At 73.0% G+C, this 20,581-nt stretch carries 17 protein-coding genes; 11 read left to right on the top strand and 6 right to left on the bottom strand.

Translation table 11 applies throughout. The annotated features are described in order from the left end of the window. Positions 1 to 821 precede the first annotated feature (821 nt). The 6 genes from fxsA (at position 822) to ACQHII_RS21645 (ending at position 9,613) form a co-directional block, all read left to right on the top strand. Positions 822 to 1,004 carry an FxSxx-COOH cyclophane-containing RiPP peptide gene (gene fxsA / locus ACQHII_RS21670; protein ID WP_362971299.1) on the top strand — a complete coding sequence of 61 codons (183 nt, stop codon included), beginning with the start codon at positions 822 to 824 and terminating at the stop codon, positions 1,002 to 1,004. Positions 1,005 to 1,207: 203 nt separating this feature from the next. Further along, positions 1,208 to 2,614: an FxsC protein gene (gene fsxC / locus ACQHII_RS21665; protein WP_427920856.1), complete on the top strand. Its 1,407-nt coding sequence runs from the start codon at positions 1,208 to 1,210 to the stop codon at positions 2,612 to 2,614. Continuing rightward, entirely contained in the window at positions 2,598 to 6,623 is a 4,026-nt protein-coding gene (gene fxsT, locus ACQHII_RS21660; RefSeq protein ID WP_427920855.1) for an FxSxx-COOH system tetratricopeptide repeat protein, read from the top strand. The genes fsxC and fxsT overlap by 17 nt, the downstream gene beginning before the upstream one ends. Before the next feature lie 152 nt (positions 6,624 to 6,775). Further along, positions 6,776 to 7,987, top strand: a complete 1,212-nt coding sequence (locus tag ACQHII_RS21655) for an FxsB family cyclophane-forming radical SAM/SPASM peptide maturase (protein WP_427920854.1) — start codon at positions 6,776 to 6,778, stop codon at positions 7,985 to 7,987. A 56-nt stretch (positions 7,988 to 8,043) separates the two neighbouring features. Next, positions 8,044 to 9,177 (top strand): aKG-HExxH-type peptide beta-hydroxylase, encoded by a 1,134-nt coding sequence (locus ACQHII_RS21650; protein ID WP_427920853.1) that lies wholly within the window; start codon positions 8,044 to 8,046, stop codon positions 9,175 to 9,177. Next, complete coding sequence (locus tag ACQHII_RS21645) at positions 9,113 to 9,613, top strand: NUDIX hydrolase (RefSeq protein ID WP_427920852.1); 501 nt, start codon at positions 9,113 to 9,115, stop codon at positions 9,611 to 9,613. Before ACQHII_RS21650 ends, ACQHII_RS21645 begins: the two co-directional genes overlap by 65 nt. 8 nt (positions 9,614 to 9,621) lie before the next feature. Here the strand turns inward: ACQHII_RS21645 and ACQHII_RS21640 are convergent, their stop codons facing one another. Further along, entirely contained in the window at positions 9,622 to 12,204 is a 2,583-nt protein-coding gene (locus ACQHII_RS21640) for a helicase-associated domain-containing protein (protein ID WP_427920851.1), read from the bottom strand. Positions 12,205 to 12,334: 130 nt separating this feature from the next. On the opposite strand from ACQHII_RS21640, the gene ACQHII_RS21635 reads away from it, so the two are divergent. Beyond that, complete coding sequence (locus ACQHII_RS21635; protein ID WP_427920850.1) at positions 12,335 to 13,327, top strand: hypothetical protein; 993 nt, start codon at positions 12,335 to 12,337, stop codon at positions 13,325 to 13,327. Between the two features lie 43 nt (positions 13,328 to 13,370). After that, the gene (locus ACQHII_RS21630; RefSeq protein ID WP_427920849.1) at positions 13,371 to 14,024 is read left to right on the top strand and encodes an HAD family hydrolase; all 654 of its coding nucleotides are present in this window, start codon (positions 13,371 to 13,373) and stop codon (positions 14,022 to 14,024) included. Here the strand turns inward: ACQHII_RS21630 and ACQHII_RS21625 are convergent. After that, the gene (locus ACQHII_RS21625; RefSeq protein WP_427920848.1) at positions 14,003 to 14,251 is read right to left on the bottom strand and encodes a hypothetical protein; all 249 of its coding nucleotides are present in this window, start codon (positions 14,249 to 14,251) and stop codon (positions 14,003 to 14,005) included. The two genes, ACQHII_RS21630 and ACQHII_RS21625, sit on opposite strands and share 22 nt — an antisense overlap. Positions 14,252 to 14,389: 138 nt before the next feature. On the opposite strand from ACQHII_RS21625, the gene ACQHII_RS21620 reads away from it, so the two are divergent. After that, a complete protein-coding gene (locus ACQHII_RS21620; protein ID WP_019072514.1) occupies positions 14,390 to 14,773 on the top strand; it encodes a cold-shock protein in 384 nt (127 codons plus the stop codon). Positions 14,774 to 14,958: 185 nt separating this feature from the next. On the opposite strand, the gene ACQHII_RS21615 is transcribed toward ACQHII_RS21620, so the two are convergent. The 4 genes from ACQHII_RS21615 to ACQHII_RS21600 all read right to left on the bottom strand — a co-directional run bounded on the left by ACQHII_RS21615 (position 14,959) and on the right by ACQHII_RS21600 (position 18,609). Beyond that, the gene (locus tag ACQHII_RS21615) at positions 14,959 to 15,813 is read right to left on the bottom strand and encodes a 1,4-dihydroxy-6-naphthoate synthase (RefSeq protein WP_427920847.1); all 855 of its coding nucleotides are present in this window, start codon (positions 15,811 to 15,813) and stop codon (positions 14,959 to 14,961) included. Beyond that, the gene (locus ACQHII_RS21610; protein ID WP_427925386.1) at positions 15,810 to 16,490 is read right to left on the bottom strand and encodes a futalosine hydrolase; all 681 of its coding nucleotides are present in this window, start codon (positions 16,488 to 16,490) and stop codon (positions 15,810 to 15,812) included. Before ACQHII_RS21610 ends, ACQHII_RS21615 begins: the two co-directional genes overlap by 4 nt. Further along, positions 16,460 to 16,924, bottom strand: a complete 465-nt coding sequence (locus ACQHII_RS21605; protein ID WP_093632010.1) for a DUF2771 domain-containing protein — start codon at positions 16,922 to 16,924, stop codon at positions 16,460 to 16,462. Before ACQHII_RS21605 ends, ACQHII_RS21610 begins: the two co-directional genes overlap by 31 nt. A 260-nt stretch (positions 16,925 to 17,184) precedes the next feature. Continuing rightward, on the bottom strand, positions 17,185 to 18,609 hold the full coding sequence (locus ACQHII_RS21600) for an MFS transporter (protein ID WP_427920846.1): 1,425 nt from the start codon (positions 18,607 to 18,609) through the stop codon (positions 17,185 to 17,187). A 410-nt stretch (positions 18,610 to 19,019) separates the two neighbouring features. On the opposite strand from ACQHII_RS21600, the gene ACQHII_RS21595 reads away from it, so the two are divergent. Both ACQHII_RS21595 and ACQHII_RS21590 read left to right on the top strand, forming a co-directional pair. Continuing rightward, a complete protein-coding gene (locus tag ACQHII_RS21595) occupies positions 19,020 to 19,946 on the top strand; it encodes a DUF3027 domain-containing protein (protein WP_427920845.1) in 927 nt (308 codons plus the stop codon). A gap of 32 nt (positions 19,947 to 19,978) precedes the next feature. Next, positions 19,979 to 20,515: a Uma2 family endonuclease gene (locus ACQHII_RS21590; protein WP_427920844.1), complete on the top strand. Its 537-nt coding sequence runs from the start codon at positions 19,979 to 19,981 to the stop codon at positions 20,513 to 20,515. Positions 20,516 to 20,581 lie beyond the last annotated feature (66 nt).

The raw sequence follows: 20,581 nt of genomic DNA, 5'->3' as shown, positions 1-20,581 counted from the left end.
CCTCCGGGCACGGTCGCACCAGCCCGACGTTGTCGTGCACCGAAAACGGCGTCGGCACGGCAACCAGCGCACGAAATGCCCTCGGTGATAGCAGCCTACTCCCCGTGACCGCCCACCTCTGGCACGCATGACTCAGCGGCCGGAAATCGGCGCTGGAATGTCCCTGGTCAGGACGTGTGAACGCTTGACCAGGGACACGCAGACGCCTGTCTCCCCAAAGAAGGCTCTGCCGCCCCGGGCCGCGTCCGGGACGTCCAGCGGGGCGGGTGCTTCTGCAAGCGTCCCGAGCTCCTGCGGAGCACCGCTGGGGTCTGGGTCATTGATACGCCTCCCGCCTTCTCATGGAGAGTGCTGATCGGGCACACCATGGCCCTGACCGGCCTGTTGTACTAGCCGCTGTCAACGATCAGCTCAGGCGAAGACGGACCACCCTCCCAAGAGGCTGCCCGATCCTGCGGATCAGAAGGTTCAAGGCTCGAACGCTGCCAACTGCCTGGTCATTCTGAGACTGACGGCACCCCTGAGCAGGTAAACCACTCCACACCTCGGACCTATCCCTTAGTGTGTGCATCACACCTGATCGTATGGACGATGAGAGGACCGTTCACGTAATACATCCTTCCGCGCGAGCCAAACCTCCAGTGTGCCTCATGCCGTGACCGTGACCCGGGGGCGTTGCCGAGAGTGACAGAGCGAGCGCGGCTGTGGTGTCACCAAACACAATCCCTATAGGGTGCGCGTGCGGCCGGATCCCTTGTGGGATGCGGAAGTTTCCGCGTGCCCCGGCCCCGACAGTGCACGCGTTCGTGCAAAGGATGCCGATGGACGCCAGCGCCCGTATCGACTCATGCCTGCTCGATGTCGCAGACCTGAGTATGGACGCGTTGGACGGGCTGCTTGAGGAGCTGCCCGACACCGTGCTGGGCGCGATGCTGCGACGTGTGGTGGACGAGGCGGTCAACCCGGTCGGCGTACCGTACGCCGCTTTCGACTCCTCCATCTGAGCCCCACCCGGCAGCCCCCGCCCGGCAGCCCCCTCCCGGCGTCCGCCGTCCCGCATCTCCGTTCCACGCCCGCGTTTCCCGCACCTCGGGCAGGTGTCCGAAGCCGATCGCTTGAGGCGCCACCGCGCTGGGTATGACCGGGACGTGCTCCGGCCAACAGGTGGCATACCGTCAGGTCGGCCAAGGAGGCATCGGGGGGCGACTTGGTTCAGGAGCCGTACTTCTTCCTCAGCTACGCGCGGAAGGACGACCGCGACGAGTTCGTGAAGCGGTTCTACGACGATCTCGTGCTGGAGCTCCGCCGGATCGGTGCCGACCCGGCGGCCCAGCCGCCGTTCAGGGACGTCGAGCGGCTCGGTCTGGGCGCGGACTGGGCCCGGGTGCTGGGCACGGCGGTCGGGCACTGCCGCGCCTTCGTCGCGCTGTACTCCCCGACCTATCTGAGCAGCGAGTACTGCGGAAAAGAGTGGACCGCCTTCCGCGAGCGGCTCCAGCAGTACCGCAGGGAGACCGAGATCGACGTCCCGGCACTGGTGCCGGTGCTGTGGGCGCCCATGGGCGGCGAGGTGCCGGAGGAGATCGCCCGCTTCCAGTACCACGAGGCGGGCATGGGCCCGGAGTACTCCGCGCACGGTCTGATGCACATCCTGCGCACCGACCCGACGGGCGAGGCGTACCGCAGGGTCGTCGAGAAGATCGCCGCGCGGGTGCGGATCGCCGCGGACCGGTTTCGGCTGCCGTTCACCCCCGGCCTCGACCTCGGCGGTGTGCGCGGCCTGTTCCCGGTGGCCGAGCCGCAGCGGGCCGCCGCGCCGGGCGACGGGCACGTCCAGGTCTTCCTGGCCGCCGGGGTCGCCGACCCGCTCCCTCAGGGACGCAACCGGCCCGAGTACTACGGGCGTTCACCCCGGGAGTGGACGCCGTACCACCCGCCCAAGCACCCCACGGTCGCCCACCGGGCGCAGAAGGTGATCGTGCAGGAGGGGTACACCAGCAACATCGAGGTCGTCGACGACGGACTGAGCGGTCGCCTCGACGAGACGATGGTGAACAACCAGACCAGCATCCTGCTGGTCGACCCGTGGGCCGTGCGCACCGAGGCCTACCGGGACGCGCTCGCCGGCTACGACGCCCAGAACCGCCCGGCCACCGGTGTCCTGGTGCCCTGCCACGACGCCGACGAGGAGTCCGGGGACGAGGCGATCTGGCGGGACCTGAGCCAGGTGCTGTGGCGCAACTGGCGCCGGCGCAACGACCCGAACGATGAGCTGTTCCGGGTCCGGGTGGGCGCGGAGGAGTTCGAGGACCAGCTCGCCGTGATGCTGGCGGTGGCGCAGAACCGACTGATGGAGATGGAGAGCACCATCCCCCTGCGGTGGCTTCCGGCGGGGCCGCCCCCGCCCCCGCTGAGCGGCCTCACCATCCCGGCCGGACCGGCCGGTCCCCACCCTCCGCCCATGAGCCCCCGCCCGGCGGTCCCGCACCCGCAGGACCCGCGCCGGGACTTCGGCGGCCATGGCACCGGCGGCACCGGCGGCCCCGGGGAGCCGGCCGGCCAACCGCCCCCGACCCGCGACCAAGGACACAACGACGATGACCAGTACGACTGACGGACCGGGCAAGATCGTCACGTTCTACTCGTACAAGGGCGGCACCGGACGCACCATGGCGCTGGCCAACGTCGGCTGGATCCTCGCCAGCGCCGGCCACCGGGTCCTGCTGGTCGACTGGGACCTGGAGGCCCCCGGCCTGCACCGCTACCTGCACCCGCTGCTGGTCGACCCCGAACTGCGGTCGTCCAACGGCCTGATCAACATGATGCAGGCCTATGTGCGCACCGTGCTGCGCCCCCAGGAGCCCACCGTCCGCGCGGGTGTCGGCGGCGGCCCCGAGCCGCGCCCGGGGGGCGGCACGGCCACCGCCGAGGCCGACGGCTGGCTGCGGGCCGCCGCCGACCCGGCGCCGTACACCCTCGGACTGCTGCTGGAGCTGCCCTCCGGCGGTCGGCTGGACTTCCTGCCCGCCGGGCGCCAGTCGGCCGCCTACTCCGCCGCCGTCACCAGTTTCAACTGGCACAGCTTCTACGACCGGCACTTCGGCGGGCACTTCCTCCAGGCGCTGCGCGAGGAACTGATCTCGGCCTACGACTACGTGCTGATCGACAGCCGGACCGGCGTCAGCGACACCTCGGGCATCTGCACCATCCTCCTGCCCGACGTCCTCGTCGACTGCTTCACCATGAGCGTCCAGAGCATCCGCGGCGGTGTCGACGCGGCAGCCGCCGTACAGCGCTCCGCGCCCCGCCCCATCAGGGTGCTGCCGGTCCCCATGCGGGTCGAGGAGGCCGAGACCGAGCGGCTGGAGGCCGGACGGGACTACTGCCGCACCGAGTTCGACCCCTTCCTCGACTGGCTGCGGGACGAGGAACGCAGCCGCTACTGGGGAGAGATCGAGATCCCCTACAAGGCGTTCTACGCCTACGAGGAGATCCCCGCGACCGTCGCCGACCGGCCGCACCAGGAGCGCTCGCTGCTCACCGCGTTCGAGCGGCTCACCGAGTGGATCTCGGAGGGCCGGGTGCAGCGGCTCGCCCCCCTGCCCGCCGAGCGGCGCACCGAACTGCGCACCGCCTACCTGCGCGTCCCCCGCACCCTGCCCACGCAGATCTACGTCAGCTACGCGCCGCTCGGCCGCATGTGGGCCGAGTGGGCGGCGGAGGCCCTGGAGTCGGCCGGCTACCAGGTCTCGCTGCACAGCACGGTCGGCCCGGACAGCGCCGTCATGCCCGAGGTGGCCGGCACCGTGAACGGCCTGGGCCGGGTGCTGGCCCTGCTGTCGCCGGAGTACGCGGCCCAGCCGCGCGCCGTCGCCATCCGTCTCCAACTCGCCGGGCACGAGACGGCCGGCGGCCCCGGCCTGGTCGCCGTCCGCCTCCAGGACCTCGCCCCGCAGGCCGCGGAGCCCTACCTCGACAGCACGGCCGCCGACCTCGGCCGCAGCGGCCCCGCCGAGGCCTTCGAACAGCTCCTCGCCGTCCTGGGGCTGCCCCCGAACCGGCGCCTCCCGGACGGTTCGAGCCCGCCGCTGGTCACCGTCCTGCCCACCTTCCCCGGCACGATCCCGGTCGCCCAGCGCCTGCCCTCCCGCAACCCCGGCTTCACCGGGCGCGGTCCGCTGCTGGAGCGACTGCGCGACCACTTCACCGCCGGGCCCACCGCCGCCGTGCCCAGCCAGGTGCTGTACGGCCTCGGCGGCATGGGCAAGACACAGACCGCCCTGGAGTACGCACACCGCCACAAATCGGCCTACGACGTGGTCTGGTGGATGAACGCGGCCCAGCCCGGCCTGATCCGCTCCGCCCTCGCCGACCTCGCCCCCTACCTCGACCTGGAGGAGGGCGAGGACGTCGGCAGCACCGCCGAGGCCGTCCTGCGCGCCCTCGGCCAGGGACAACCGCGCAAGCGCTGGCTCCTGGTGTACGACAACGCGGGCAGCCCCACCGAACTCGACGGCCTCCTCCCCGAGGGGCCGCCCGGCGGGCATGTGCTGATCACCTCGCGGGACCGGGCCTGGGTCAACAGCGTGGGCCGGGCCGAGGTGGAGGTCTTCACGCGCGAGGAGAGCGTCGAACTGCTGCACAGGTTCAGCCCGCAGCTCGCGGCCGAGGACGCCGAACAGGTCGCCTACGAACTCGGCGACCTGCCGCTCGCGGTGGGACAGGCGGCGCTCTGGCTGAGCCAGAGCAGCATGCCGGTCGACATCTACCTGTCCCGGCTGCGCGAGCGTCCCATGGACATCCTCGACCACACCCCGCTGCCGGCCCGCGAGTACCCCAACTCCGCGGCCCGCACCTGGCAGATCGCGGTGGAGGAGCTGCGGGAGCGGAACCAGGCCGCCGCCGAGATGCTGGAGATCTGCTCCTTCTTCGGCCCCGACCCGATCCCCATGCGGCTGCTCTACAGCCGCGCCGTCACCCACACCCTCACCCTGGACGAGCACGAGCCCCGTGACGAGATGGCCGTCGCCCAACTGCTGCGCGCCCTCAACCGGTTCGGGCTCGCCCGCAGCGACCAGGGCAGCGAGACCCTGACCGTGCACCGGCTGGTCCAGGCGGTCATCCGGGACGGCGTCGGCGCCCAGCGCTGGCGGGAACTGCGCCGGGTCGTGCACACCGCGCTCGCGGACGCCAACCCCGGCAACCCGGAAGCCACCACCGACTGGGACGAGTACGACGAACTCCTGCCGCATCTGGAGCCCTCGCGCGCCGCCTCCGACCCCAACCCCGAGGTCCGCAAGCTGATCACCGACTCGGTGCGCTACCTGTGGAAGCGCAGCCTCTACGGCACGGCCCACGACCTCGCCGTACGGACCCTGGAGCGCTGGGCACGGCCCGGCTTCCCGGGCGGCGACGGCGACGACGTGCACACCCTGCTGCTGCGCACCCAGCTGGGCAACGTACTGCGCTCGCAGGGGCGGCTCGTGGAGGCCTACGGCGAGGACTACGACGTACTGATGCGGTTCACCGCGACCAAGGGAGTCGAGTACCCCGCCACCCTCGCCGCGGCAGGCAACGTCGGCGCCGACCTGCGCGCCCTGGGCCGCTACCAGGAGGCCCGCGAACTGGACCGGAACACCTGCGAGGTGGCGGTCCGAGAGTTCGGCGAGGACCACCAGCGGACCCTGATGTACACCAACAACCTGGGCATGTCCGAGTACCTCGCCGGAGACCGCCGGGCCGCCCTCGACCTGCACCGCGCGGCCTACGAACGGCAGCGGCAGAACCAGGGCAGCATGAAGCCGCGCACCCTGAACCTGGCCAACAACTACGCTCGCGACCTGCGCGAGACCGGGGAGCTGGGCGAGGCGCTGCGCCTGCTGGAGACGACCACCCGGCTCTACCAGCAGGTCCTCGGCGACGGGCACAGCGACACCCTGCGGGCCCGCAAGAACCTGGCCGTCGCCCTGCGCCGCGACGGCCGCTACGCCGAGGCCCACGACATCGACCACGACATCTACAACCGCTACCTCCTGGCCCACGGCGCCGACCACTACGACACCCTCGCCGCCGCCTGCAACCTGGCCAGCGACCTGGCCGCCCTCGGTGACACCGAGCGGGCACTGGACCTGGCCGAGCGGGCCCTCGCCCGCTACAAGGACTACCTGGACGAGGAACACCCGGTCACCCTGGTCTGCGCCAGCAACATCGCGGTGTACCTGCGGCTGCGGGACCGCAAGGAGGAGGCGCTCGCGTTCTCGGCGCGCACCCTGGAGCAACTGCGCAGAGTTCTCGGGGAGTTCCACCCCTACACCCTCAGCTGCATGCTCAACCACGCCAGTGACCTGGCGGCGGCGGGCCGGCTCCAGGAGGCCGCCGACCTGGAGACCACGGCGCGCAACGGGCTGCTCGCCGCCCTCGGGGCCGACCACTACGACGTCATCGGCAGCACCTCCAACCTGTCGCTCAGCCTGCGCGCGCTGAACCGTACGGAGGAGGCGGACCGCCTGCGCGACGACGCCCTGGAGCGGGCCGGGCGGACCCTGGGGGCCGACCATCCGACCACGCTGGCGATCACCCGCGGGGTGCGGCTGGACTCCGACATCGAGCCGCCGACCACCTGAGCCGGCCGGCCCCGGCCGGTGCTCGCGACCCGGCGTGCACGGGAGCTGACGGGCTGTAGGATGCCGCCATCCGCCAAGCCACCTCTTCCCGTGTCGTCCGGGCCGTCGGCGGGAGCGGTTTCGGCACCGGTGCGATCCAGCGAGGCCGGCCCATGGTTCCCTTTCGGCAGTTCCTGCTGAAGATCCACAGCCGCTGCAACCTTGCGTGCGACTACTGCTACGTCTACGAGTCCGCCGACCAGAGCTGGCGCGACCGCCCCCGGGCCATGGCCCCCGGCACCGTGCTCCGCGCGGCGGCGCACATCGCCGAACACGCCCGCACGCACGGCCTGCGCGAGGCCCACGTCGTGCTTCACGGCGGCGAGCCGCTGCTGGTGGGCGCCACCCGGCTGGACGCCGTGCTGCGCACGCTCGCCGAGGCCCTGGACGGGGTGGCGGCCCTGCGCGTCACCCTCCAGACCAACGGCCTCCGGCTCGCCGAGGACCCCGCGCTCCTCCCGGTCCTGGCCCGCCACGGCGTCCGGATCGGCGTCAGCCTCGACGGCACCGAGGCCACCCACGACCGGCACCGCCGGCGTCCCGACGGGCGCGGCAGCCACGCCGGTGTCGCCCGGGCCCTGCGGCTCCTCACCGACGGCCCCCACCGCGACCTGTACGCCGGGCTGCTGTGCGCGATCGACCTCGCCGCCGACCCGGTGGAGACCTACGAGGCGCTGCTGGAGTTCGCCCCGCCGCGGCTCAACCTGCTGCTGCCGCACGCCACTTGGCACACCCCGCCGCCCGGCCTCCCCACCCGCACCACCCCGCCCCGCACCGCCCCCGGCGCCGTCCCCGCGGAGCCGGTGCCGTACGCCCGCTGGCTGTGCGCGGTGTTCGACCGCTGGTACGGCGCCCCGCGGCGGGAGACCGGGATCCGGCTCTTCGAGGAGATCATGGCGCTGCTCCTCGGCGGCACCGCCCGCAGCGAGGCCGTCGGACTGACCCCGGTCGACCTCGTGGTCGTGGAGACCGACGGCACCATCGAGCAGGCCGACAGCCTCAAGGTCACCTACCCGGGGGCTCCCGCCACCGGCCTGGACGTCTTCCGCCACACCTTCGCCGACGCCGCCCGCCACGAGGCCTTCCGCGCCCGTCAGCGCGGCCTCGCCGGACTCGCCCCCGTCTGCGCGGCCTGCCCCCGCGCCGCGGTCTGCGGCGGCGGTCTGTACGCCCACCGCTATCACCCCGCCGCCGCGCCGACCCCCTTCGCCGCCCCCTCCGTCTACTGCGCGGACCTCGCCGTCCTCGTCGACCACATCGCCGGCCGGCTGAGCCGGGACGTCACGGCGACGCTGCTCGCGGCGGCGGGGCCGGCCCCCGGATGACGGCGGCCTGACGGTGGTGCCGTACGCCCGACCCGCCCGAGAGGAGCAAGCCCTCAGTGTCGGTCCTCCCCCCTGACGCCCCCTCCGCCCGCACCGCGCTCGGCCTCGACCCGGCCCTGTTCGACTCCGTCGCCCGTGCCCGGGGCGGCCCGGCGGCGGTGGCGGTGCTGCGGCGCGGCCAGCTCGGCAAACGCATGGTGCTGGCCGCGGCCGTACGGCGGTCGCTGCCGCCCGACGCCGGTTTCGAGGAGCCGTGCCTGCTGCTGTCCCGGATGCGCCGCGAGGACCCGGACCGCTGGCAGGAGACGCTGCTCCACCCCTACCTCGACGAGGGCCTGGCCAGAGCACTGGCCGAGTCCGCACGTGGCGGGCGCCCCGATCTCGCCTGGTTCGGCGAACTGGTCCGGGGCGGACCGGCCGCGCTGTCCGGACCGCACTTGCTGTCCGCCGAGTGCGACGGCGCCGTACTGCGCGTCCGGCTCGCCGACCGCGGCCCCTTCCGCGCCGTCCACGGCCACCCGCCCGCCGGTGAGCAGAGCGCCGACGAGGTCCGCCGCTGGCAGCGCGCGCTGGACGGCGCCTGGCAGGTCCTGGTCCGCCGTCATCCCTGGCACGCCCGTGCCGTCGCCGCCTGTCTGTCCACCCTGGTGCCGCTGCGCCCGGCGCCCGGCGGTACGGCGGTGAGTTCCGCGGCCCGGCGGGCCTACGGCGCGGTCGCGCTCTCCCCGCCCGGCGATCCGGTGCTCCTCGCCCTCACCCTGGTCCACGAGTTCCTGCACGTCCAACTCGGCGCCCTGCTCGACCTGGTCCCGCTGCACGGCCCGGTGTCACCGACCCTCTACCACGCCCCCTGGCGCCCCGACCCGCGCCCGCTCGACGCGCTCCTCCAGGGGACGTACGCCCATCTCGGCGTCTGCGACTTCTGGTACACCGAGGCGACCGCGGCGGCGCCGCACGACCGGGCCGAGCGGGAGCACACCACCTGGTTCGGGCACACGCGCGGCGCCGTGGACACACTCCTCGGCAGCGGCGAACTCCTCCCGGCCGGCCTCCGCTTCACCGAGGAGATGCGCCGGGCCCTCCGCGCGCTCCACCGGCCGGGCGCCGTCTGCGAGGGTGGGGCCCATGGGCGAACTGGTGGACCGGGTGGACGAACAGGACCGCACGGTCGGGACGGTGGACCGGGATGAGGCCATCGCGCGGCACTGGCTGCACCGGGTCGCGACGACCGTCTGCCGGGACCGGGAGGGCCGGGTCCTGGTGCACCGGCGGGCGGCGGACATGGCCCGGTTCCCGGGGCAGTACAACTTCCTGGTCGGCGGCGCGGCCGAGGCCGGGGAGTCCTACGAGCAGGCGGCCGCCCGTGAACTCACCGAGGAACTAGGGGTGGTGACGCCGGTCCGGTTCGCCTTCAAGTACCTGTGCCGGGGCGTGATCAGCCCCTACTGGATGGGCGTCCACGAAGCGGTCGTCCGTACGGACATCGCGGATATCACCGCCATCACCCCCGACCCGGACGAGATCGCCTGGCACGCGTGGGTCACGGAGGACGAGCTGCGGAAGATGGCCCGGCGCCCGACCTTCGTGGCGGACTCCGTCGAGGCCCTGGACCGCTACCTGAACTGACCCCCGCCCTACCCCTCCGCCAGCTCCGCCACCCCCGTCACCCGGTGCAGCGGATACGTCCGCACCTCGTCCGCCGTGTGGTCGTACGCCGTGACGAAGCCGCCCTCCACGCGGATGGGGGCGATGACGCGCTGGCTGGCGGAGCCCTCGGCGTTGACGTAGCCGATCCAGAGGGTGGTGCCGGTGAGGACGGCGGCCTGCATGGTGGCGAGGGTCTCGGCGGAGCCGGTGCGCGGGAGTTCACCGGTCGGCGAAGGGGTCGTCCTGAGGGGCGTCGTGGAGGCGCGGTCGCCCGCCCTGATCGCGCGGATCGCCGCCGACAGAAGGGTCGTGTCCGGGGTCGGCGGGCCGTCCGGCACCGGTTCCGGAGCCGTGCGGGGCGGGGTGCGGTGGGCGTGGGCGCGGGTGATGACGACATCGCCGTCCGCGGACTCGGCGGCCGGCGCGAAGCCCATCGCGCGCAGCCCGTCCAGGAGCGCCGCCGGATCGGCCTGCGCCGCCAGCACGGTCGGCGCGAGGCGGCGCAGCCGCAGGCCCGCCGAGCGTTTGTCCGCGAGGATCTCGCTGAGCACCGCGTCGTCGTCGCAGCGCACATACGCCGAGGCCGCGCCGATCCGCAGATGGCCGTGTCTGCGGGCCACGTCGTCGATCAGATAGGCGAGCGGTTGCGGGACCGGCGTACGGGAGTGCGCGGTGAGGAAGTCGTGCAGATCGGAGGCCGAGCGGCCGGCGTCCAGCGCGCGGCGCACCGAGCCCGGCGTGAAGCGGTACACCGTCGCCCCGCCCTTCGACTCCACGTCGGCGAGCACGTCCAGCACATCGGCGAGCGGTCGTTGCAGCGGGCCGGGGGCCACGGCCGTCAGATCCGCCTGCAACAGGACGTGGTCCAAGGGCTCCGGCAGCAGCGGGGCGAGCAGCCGGGCGGCGGCGGCACTCGCCACGGCCTGCTCGGCGGGGGAGAGGGGCTCGGGGGGAGCGGGCGCGCGGTGGTGGACGGGCAGCTTGTCACCGGCATCGGACGGCGTGTCCTTGGCGACCGCACCGCCCGCCACCGCGCCCTTCGCCGCCGCAGCGCTCCCCGCCGCCGTCCCCGTCCCCTTCGCCGCCCCCAGCAGGGCCCGCCCCTGCCCCGACAGGGCGCCCCGCCCCGTCACCCCCAGCGACTCCGCCTCGTCCAGCGTCCAGCGGGCCAGGCGGCTGCGCAGGTCGTCGTCGGACTGCGGCGCCCCGCCGCCCGTTCCGCGCGGCGGCCGTTCCCAGCGCAGCCGGGCCAGCAGCGACTCCGCGGACGGCGAGGCGCCCTCCGGAAGCGCGGCGAGCAGCGTGAGCACCCGGTGCCGTACCTCCGGGGCGGCCGAGCGGTCCAGGCCGGGGCCCAGCGCCGACAGCGTGCGCTCCTTCGCGTCCCGCCCGCCGACCAGCCCGGACGTCCGGGTCGCCGTCAGCCAGGTCTCCGCGAGGTGCGTCCAGCGCCGCGCGGCGGGCAGTTGCAGCCACTCGTCGTAGGCCGGAGTCGCCGCATACCGTTCGTCCGCCTCGCCGTCGGACGCCAACAGGCCCGCCGCATAGGCGAGTTCGACCCAGAACGCGGCGACCGGCTCCGCCAGGTCCAGCGCGACGGCGGTCCGCTTCAGGTCACGGATGCTGAGGCCGCCGGCCCGCAGCACCGCCGGCCCGCCCTCGTCCCAGTCCTTCAGCAGCTCCTCGACCGTCGCGAGCGCCGTGTACGCCTGCCCGGCCGCCGCCGCGTCCACCACCTGCGGCCGGTGCGTCGCCTTCGCCTCCACCGCCGGCGCCACCGGCTCCGCCTCCCGGTGCGCCCGCCCGGCCCGCAGATGCAGCGCCACCTCACGCGGCAGTACGACCGTCCCGGGCGCCGTCGGCAGCAGCAGCCCCCGGTCGATGAGCCAGCGCAGCCGGGCCGCCGGATCGGCCGTCACCTGCCCGTACGGCGGCCCCCAGACCAGCCGGTTCAGCACCTCCAGGGACTCCTCGGGGGCACCGGCCAGCAGCGACTTCATCCGCCGCCGGGACGTGAACAGCCTGGTGAGCGCGGCCACCGCCGACACCGGGTCGTGGGTGGAGGGCAGGCCCGCCGCCGTCACGAGCTCCTGGACCCGGCCCGGCGACATGCCCGCCGTGGCCTCCGCGACCGTGGGACCGAGCCCGGTCGGCGACGGATGCTGCGGCGCCGGCGCCAGCAGCTCGCGCGCCGTCCGCACCAGCCGCAGCCGGTCGTCCCCGCCCCACACCAGCGCCTGCTCGCGCAGCGCCGCGACGGCGCGCGGCAGCGCGTGCACCACCGCCGGATCGCGCGCGTCGCCCGCCATCAGCCCCAGCAGCTCGTCGTACGGCGCCGGGTCCGCCGCCACGGCCAGCGCCTGCGCCGTCTGGAGCGTGAAACGGTCCAGCCGCTCCAGCGCGCGCACCACCGAAGCGCGCGTTCCGGCCCTGGTCGCGAGCTGGGTGAGATCGGTGGGCACGGGCGTGATGAGGTCGGGGCGAGTGCGCAGCAGCGCGGCCAGGGAGGCGTCGTCCCTGGTTCGGAGTGCCTCCGCGAGCGAACGGGGCGGCGTGGCCGGAGTGCTCATCCGACCCACGGTAGCGGGTGGGTGTGACCGCGGGGGAGCGCGCGGGACGTGAGGTTCCCGGCAGCGGGCCCGCTGGCGGTAACGTCTGTCACCACGGGGTATCCAACGCACCCGCCCCGGAGGGGACTTCGTGGGTATCGAGAGCGACCAGGTCGTCTACGAGTATCTGAGCCGCGTCGGTGACGTCGCGCAGCAACGCCAGCTGCCCTCGGTCACCCGCATGCGGCTGGTCTCGGAGCTGCGCAACGAGATCGACCGGCAGCGCGCCGGGGCCACCGCCGACACTCCCGCCGCCGTGCAGCGCATCCTGAAGGGCCTCGGCTCCCCGGACGAGGTCGTCGCCGCGGCCGGCACCGGCGCCGGTGTCCCCCGGGCACCGTCCACCTCCGTCCCCGTACAGCGCGACCGCGAGGACGATCCACGGCCCAAGGGCCTGCGCCGGGTCGTACCGCGCCCGCGCCTCACCAAGGCCGCGCCCGCACCGGAACCCGACAACGCCGCCGCTCCGCCGCATCTCGCGAGCGCGGCCGAGCTCGGCGACAGCGTGCTGCGGCCCGACTGGTGGCGGACCGAGGGCAACGGCTTCGCGCTCGGCGACAGCGTCCCCGGATTCACCGGCGGCGTGGAGATCCCGGAGCTGCTCAAGCCCCCGCCGCCCAAGGAGCCCCCGAAGACGCTCCAGAAGGAACCCGAGGCCGAGCCGGAGGCGTCGGCCGCACCGGCCGTCGAGCAGGAACCGGAGGCCCCCGCCCGCCGGCGCCGTATCGTCCCCCGCCTCCCCACCGGAGGCTGGTCCAACCCCCTCCTCCTGATCGCCGCCGCGCTGCTGGTCGTCGGCGCCGTACTGGGCAACTGGTTCGCGCTGCTGCTGGGTTGGCTCATCGCGTACGCGTCCCGGCGGCTGACCGACGCCGAGACGAAGGCGGCGGTGATCGGTCTGCCGACGGCGGCCGTCGCGGCCGGGATCGTCTGGCTGTGGGGCCGCAACGACGGCCGCTGGGGCACCCCCATCGCGCAGGGCCACATGAACGACGCGATCTCCCAGACCTGGCCGTGGGTGGTGCGCGGCGCGGCGGTGGCGTCGGCGCTGTTCCTGGTGTGGCGGTCGCAACGGCAGCGGTAGGGCGGTCGAGGGCCCGGTGGGATCGTCGTGGCGACTGGGCACAATGGCCCATATGACGTCTTACTCCTCGCCCGCCCCGACCGTCGGCTTCGACCTCGACATGACCCTCATCGACTCCCGGCCCGGCATCCACGCCTGCTATCTGGCGCTGGCGGAGCGGACGGGGACGTACATCGACGCCGATCTGACGATCACCCGCCTCGGGCCGCCGCTGGCCGACGAGTTGATCAACTGGTTCCCGGCGGACCAGGTGCCCGCCATGTCCGACCTGTACCGCGAGATGTACCCGTCGATCGCCATCGCCGCGACCCCCGCGATGCCCGGCGCCCGCGAGGCGATAGCGGCCGTGCACGGGGCCGGCGGGCGGGCGGTCGTCGTCACCGCGAAGTACGAGCCCAACGCGAAGCTGCACCTCGCGCACCTGGGCATCGACGCCGACGCCGTGATCGGCGACCTGTGGGCCGAGCGGAAGGCGGAGGCGCTGCGCGAGGAGGGCGCGAGCGTCTACGTCGGCGACCACGTCGGGGACGTACGCGGTGCCCGCGGCGCCGACGCCCTGTCGGTCGCGGTCGCGACCGGGCCGTGCGATGCGGAGGAGTTGCGGACGGCCGGTGCGGATGTCGTGCTCGGCGATCTCACCGAGTTCCCCCGATGGCTTTCGGACTACCTGAGGGACTACCTCCCGGCGCGCGCCTGACGCCGTCCGGCGGCCACGGACTGGAGCACACCGGCCGCGGCGAGCAGAAATCCGACGCCCATGAGCATGCTCAAGAGGTACATGTACGTCGGAAAAGGCGTCGTGTGGAGCAGCAGCGGTACCACGGTGACGAGTGTGGCCACCGCACCGACGAAGAAGACGATGGCACCGGCACGGATCAGTCGGTCACCGGCCACGGCGGAATTCGTTTGGGTTTTGTCACGCACTCGACCAGGGTAGTTCCCTGCGCACAGGAACAGTCCGGCGACGTCTTGTCACCGGCCTGAAGACCATTAGCCTTGGTACCGGCAGTTCCCCAGCGTTTTCCGAGCAGTTTTCCGACGAGTACGAGGACGAGGACAGACGTGCCCACCGGCAAGGTCAAGTGGTTCAACAGTGAGAAGGGCTTCGGCTTTCTCTCCCGCGACGACGGCGGCGACGTCTTCGTCCATTCCTCGGTACTGCCCGCCGGAGTTGACGCCCTGAAGCCCGGACAGCGCGTGGAGTTCGGGGTCGTCGCCGGTCAGCGCGGCGACCAGGCACTCTCGGTCACGCTGCTCGACCCGACCCCCTCGGTCGCGGCGGCCCAGCGCAAGAAGCCGGACGAACTGGCCTCCATCGTCCAGGATTTGACGACCCTTCTCGAAAACATCACCCCGATGCTGGAGAAGGGCCGCTACCCCGACAAGGCCTCCGGCGGCAAGATCGCGGGACTACTGCGCGCGGTCGCCGACCAGTTGGACGTATAGCCGCTACACCGACTACACCGACGGGAATTCAAGCGCGTTCGGCCCGAGGGGCGGCACCAGCCCCTCCGCCGCCGCACGCGTCAACAGCCCCCGGATCGCGGCGCCCCTCCTTCTGCCGTCCTTGCGCCGCTGCGCGGGCTGCGGACGGCTGTGCCGGACTCCGTCCGGCGACCGGTGGCGGGAGCTCAGGGAAATGACAGTGCGTCGGGACCGAGGGCGGGCACCAGCCCCTCGGCCGCCGCACGCGTCAACAGCCCCCGGATCGCGGCATATCCGTCCTCGCCGAGGTCGGCGGTGAACTCGTTGACGTACAGGCCGATGTGCTGGTCGGCGACGGACGGGTCCATCTCCTGGGCGTGGGCCATGACGTACGGGCGGGAGGCCTCGGGGTCGTCCCAGGCGGCGCGGACGGACGTCCGGATCGAGTCGGCGAGCAGGTTCAACCGCTCACCGCCCAGGGACCGTTTGGCGATGATCGCGCCCAGCGGGATCGGCAGACCGGTGGTCGCCTCCCAGTGCTCGCCCATGTCCGCGAGCTTGTGCAGCCCGTAGTTCCGGTACGTGAAGCGCGCCTCGTGGATGACGAGCCCCGCGTCGACCTTCCCGTCCCGCACGGCCGGCATGATCTCGTGGAACGGCATGACGACGATCTCGCCCACCCCGCCCGGAACCGTGTCCGCCGCCCAGAGCCGGAACAGCAGATACGCGGTCGACCGCTCGCTCGGCACGGCGACCGTACGGCCCGTCAGGTCCACGCCGGCGCCCCGGGTGAGCACCAGCGGGCCGCACCCCCGCCCCAGCGCGCCCCCGCAGGGCAGCAGCGCGTACTCGTCGAGCACGTACGGCAGCACGGCGTACGACACCTTCAGCACGTCCGACTCACCGCGCTCGGCCATGCCGTTGGTGATGTCGATGTCCGCGAAGGTCACGTCGAGCGCCGGCGCGCCCGGCACCCGGCCGTGCGCGAGGGCGTCGAAGACGAAGGTGTCGTTCGGGCAGGGGGAGTACGCGATCCGCAGCGGCTCGGTCGATGAGGTCATACCTGTTCCCAACTCTCCAGTACGGGCGCGCACTTCCCGAATCCCTCGGTCAGGGCGGCGAGCGCGTCGCCGATGCGCCAGGCGGCGCGGTCGCGCGGGCCGACGGGGTTGGAGACCGCGCGCAGTTCCAGGACGGGGACGCCGTGGGCGACGGCCGCCTCGGCCACGCCGAAGCCCTCCATCGCCTCCGCGAGGGCCCGCGGGTGGCGGGCGCGTAGTTCCGCGGCGCGGGCGGCCGTACCGGTCACCGTGGACACGGTCAGTACGGTGCCGGGGCGGGCGCCGCTCGCGGTCGCCAGCGCTCGTACGAGTGCGGCCGGCGGACGGTGGGTGACGGTGCCGAAACCGAGTTCGGTGACCGGGAGGAACCCGTCGGGCGTCTCCGCGCCCAGGTCGGCGACGGTGATCTCGTCGGCGACCACCAGGGAGCCGACGGGCGCGTCGGGCTGGAAACCGCCGCCGATCCCCGCGGAGACGACGAGGTCGTAGGGGACGCGGCTGAGGGCCGTGGCCGTGGCTGCGGCAGCGGCGGCCGGCCCCACCCCGACGGCGACGACATCCCATATGAGGCCGGTCAACGCCCGTGCCACCGCGTCCCGTTCGGCCGGGACGGCGGTGGCGACGAGGACGCGTGGGGACGACGTGGTCAGGAGTCCTTCTTGAACTTGAAGGACCAGATGCCCTTGACCGTCTTGTCGCCCTCCTTGATGGAGACGACGGTGGAGTTGCCGGTCGCGCCGTACTGGGTGTTGAAGAACACGCTGCCCGGGATCGTCCGGTAGGTCTTCTTGCTGGAGTCGGTCAGCGGCTGACCGTTCATCAGGATCGTCCAGCCGCTGTCGGCGATCTTCGGGTCGACACCGAAGCGCACGGTCTCGTCCGGGTCGACCGAGATCGACGTGGAGGCCTTCAGGCACTTCGCCAGCTCCGCGGTCTTCACCGCGTCGCCGTCGTTGTAGCAGGTGGCCTCCGTGTGGACCGAGTTCCTCCCGACGGTGATCGTCGAGATCGGCGTCGGCTTGTCGCACGCCGACAGGACGAGCAGTCCGGCGGAAACGGCGCCGGCGGCGGCGACGGCGCGGCGGCGTCGCACAGCGGATTGCATGGTCATGGGGCGAAGGCTATCGGGCCCGTCCAGTCCTCCCCCCACGTGGGGTACGGCGTGCCGGACCGGGCCCGGAGGTTAGGCCACTCGCGGGCGCCCGCGGGTCCCGTGCCGGGTGGCGCGGGCCGGGCGACCTGCGGGCGCCCGGTACCGCCGTGCCGTGCGCCCGGGGCCAGGCCACGCGCGGGCTTGCGCTGCCGTTGTGCCGGAGTGGCGCGGGTCAGGCGACGCGCAGGCGCCGGTCGCCGCCGTGCCCGTGATGCGGGTCAGGCGACCCGCGGGCGCCCGCCGGTCCCGTGTCGCGCCGAGGCGAGCAGCCCCCGCAGGGTGGTCAGCCAGCCCAGGGCGATGACCGCGGCGGCGAGGGTGAAGCCGAGGGCGCCGTTCAGGGGCATCACGATGCCGATCGCGCCGCCCAGCACCCAGGCCATCTGGAGCATCGTCTCCGAGCGCGCGAACGCCGACGTACGCACCAGCTCGGGCACGTCCCGCTGGATCAGCGCGTCCAGGGACAGCTTGGCCAGCGCCTGGCAGAAGCCGGCCATGGCGGCGAGGCAGGCCACCAGGACGGCGCCGAAGAAGATCGCGGCGGTGATCGCCGCGCCCAGCACCAGCGCGACCACGGTCACGATGATGATCTCCGGCGCCCGCTGCCGCAGCCAGGACCCGACCGCCGTACCGAGCGCGTTGCCGACGCCCGCCGACACGGCGACTATGCCCAGCGACACGGCCGCGCTCTGGCCGGTCATCGGATGTTCGCGCAGCAGGAACGCGAGGAAGAAGGTCAGGAAGCCGGACAGCCAGCGCAGCGCCGCGTTGGCGCCCAGCGCGTGGGTGACGGCGATGCCGACCGTGCGCAGCCCCGGCCGCTTGACCTCCTTGGGATGCGGGCCGTGCAGATGGTTCTCGTCGGCCGCGAGCAGCGCCGTGTCCTCGCCCTTGGCGGAGTCGACCTTGGGGTCCAGGAGGAAACACAGGACCGTACCCGCCACGAAGATCACGAAGGCGCCGTAGAGCGGCCAGGGGTCGCCGATGGCGTGCAGGCCGCCCGCGATCGGCGCGGCGACGCCCGTGGCGAGGAGCCCCGCGAGGGTGACTCTGGAATTCGCCTTCACCAGGGAGATGCGGGGCGGCAGCAGCCGGGGCACCACGGCGCTTCTGACGACGCCGTACGCCTTCGAGGCCACCAGGGCGCCCAGGGCCGCCGGATACAGCTCCAGGCTGCCGCTGGCGACCGCGCCGGAGATGATCAGCGCGAGGAGGGCCCGCGCCAGCATCGCGGCGGCCATCGCGGCACGGCGCCCGTGCGGAAGCTTGTCGAGGAGAGGCCCGATCACCGGAGCCAGGACCGTGAACGGCGCCATCGTGATCGCGAGATACAGGGCCACCCGCCCCCGCGCCTCGTCGGTCGGCACGGAGAAGAACACGGTCGACGCGAGGGCGACGGTGATCATGACATCGCCGGCGCCGTTCACCGCGTGCAGCTCGATCAGCCGGCCGAGGCCCGACTCGCCCGCGCCGTGCGCGTGGGTCGCCTTGCGGATGCCGCGGGCCGTACCGGTGACGGGGAAGTGCAGGGCACGACCCATCGCGCGGACGGAACCGCCGACCCGGCCCGAACCGCCACCTCGGATGTTCCCCTTGGCTCCACCGACACCGGTGGCACCCTGGGGCGACCTCGCGGCTGCCACCCCGTCATAGTGCCCCGAGAACGGCGCGAGTAGTGCCGTTACCGCACGTATGGCGGCTTGTGGGGGCGGATTCAGTGCCGTTGCACAGGTCTGAGGACTAGGGCCGCACGGGCATCCGCAGGTCTCTGTTTGATCGCCGCGCACCGCCCAAGGGGCTGTCGGTGTGGGCGCATGGCCCGGGAGAAGGTAGCGTGCGTAGCGCGCCGTGGCGATTGTTCTCGGCCGCGCGCCTCTCGGCCATCCCGCAGAATGGATGGTGTAGGCGCGCCCGAGCGCGATCGGGCGCGGACGTCGACGCGGCCCCTCACCAGTGCCCCCAAGGGCCTGGTACATGTCTTTCAGCCGCTCCGTCCGCTCCCTTCGCCGCAACAGGCGCACCCGTGAGACGGCGTAGGAGAGAAGCGATACCTGTGAGCGCAGCGACCACGCGAAGCCGCACCCCCGACCGCCTGTGCGCCGAGGCAGTCGACCTCGCCCGGGCCGCAGCCGAGGAGGCCGCCGCGCCCGGCGTGGTCGGCGAGCACGCGGGCTTCGAATCCGAGGGCGACCGTGTGGTCACGCACTTCTTCGAGTGCAAGGAGTTCGGCTACCGCGGCTGGCGCTGGGCGGTGACGGTCGCGAGGGCGTCCCGCGCGAAGCTGGTGACGCTGGACGAGGTCGTCCTGCTCCCCGGCCCCGACTCCCTCCTCGCCCCCGAATGGGTCCCGTGGAGCGAACGCCTCCGCCCCGGCGACATGGGCCCCGGCGACCTGCTCCCGACCGACGCCGAGGACCTGCGCCTGGAGCCCGGCTACACCGGCGAGGACGAGCCCCCGCCGAACTCGGCCGTCTCGGAGGAGATGGCGGAACTGGTCGAGGCGGAGGACGCGGAGGTGACCGCGGGCGCCCCCGCGACCCTCCCCATGGCCCCCACCCGCGGCTCGATCGCCGCGGTCGCGGAAGAACTCGGCATCCGCCGGGCCCGAGTCCTCTCCCGCTACGGCCTGCACGTCGCCGCCGACCGCTGGGAGGACGGCTTCGGTTCCAAGACCCCCATGGCCCAGGCGGCCCCCGCGGCCTGCGTCAGCTGCGGCTTCCTGGTCGCCGTCGGCGGCTCCCTGGGCCAGGCGTTCGGAGTCTGCGCGAACGAGTTCTCCCCGGCCGACGGCCACGTGGTCTCCCTCTCCTACGGCTGCGGCGGCCACTCCGAGGCAGCCGTCATGCCCAAACCACCCCAGCCCCCCGCCCCGGTCATCGACGAGACGATGGTCGACCCGTTCCCCCTCCGCCCGTCGGCGGACTCGGGCTCGGTTTCGGTGGGCGTGGACGAGGATTCGGCGGAGTTGGGGCACTCGTAGGGGCGGGCAGCGCCGTGAGTGGTGACGCGATCATGCGTGCCGAGTTTCCCGAAGGGCATGCGGTGCTCTTCGGGATCGACGGCAAGATCATCCTGACCCCGCGGAGTTATGAGCACTCCAGCACGATCAAGTCGATGCAGTGGGACACGGCCGTGTCCCTGGGGCGACACGCGAAGACCCCCTCCGACGTGTACATCGACTTCCCCGCCGACGAGAACTCCGCCCCCGACCCGGCCATCCTCCGCGATGACGCCCGCCGGGAAGGCACGCGCTACAGCTTCGAAGACGTCCTGCTGATCTCCGAGGTCGTTTCGACCTCGTCCGTCCGCGAGGACTACGACGACTGCACGGCGAAGTACGGCCGCTACGGCATCCCCATCCACCTGGTCGTCGACCCCTACGCGAGGGAAGTCGTCCTCCACACTCAGCCGACCGCCACGGGTTACATCGCGGCGCACACCCACAAGTACGGCACCGGCAAACTCCTCATCCCCTTGGCCGACGGCCGCACTTTCACCCTCGACCTCGACGAACTACCGGTTCCGGAGCCCGAGACGGACGTTCGCTGAGCAGTGTCGGCCACGTCCGATGTGGCGTCCTGGTCGGCCCCCGTGCTTGGCTCCCCCGATGAACCA

The sequence above is a fragment of the Streptomyces sp. cg40 genome (assembly GCF_050320165.1).
In the GTDB taxonomy this organism is placed as follows: domain Bacteria; phylum Actinomycetota; class Actinomycetes; order Streptomycetales; family Streptomycetaceae; genus Streptomyces; species Streptomyces hokutonensis.
The sequence above is the reverse complement of the archived record's forward strand: the minus strand, read 5'-3'. Positions and strand labels throughout refer to the sequence as shown.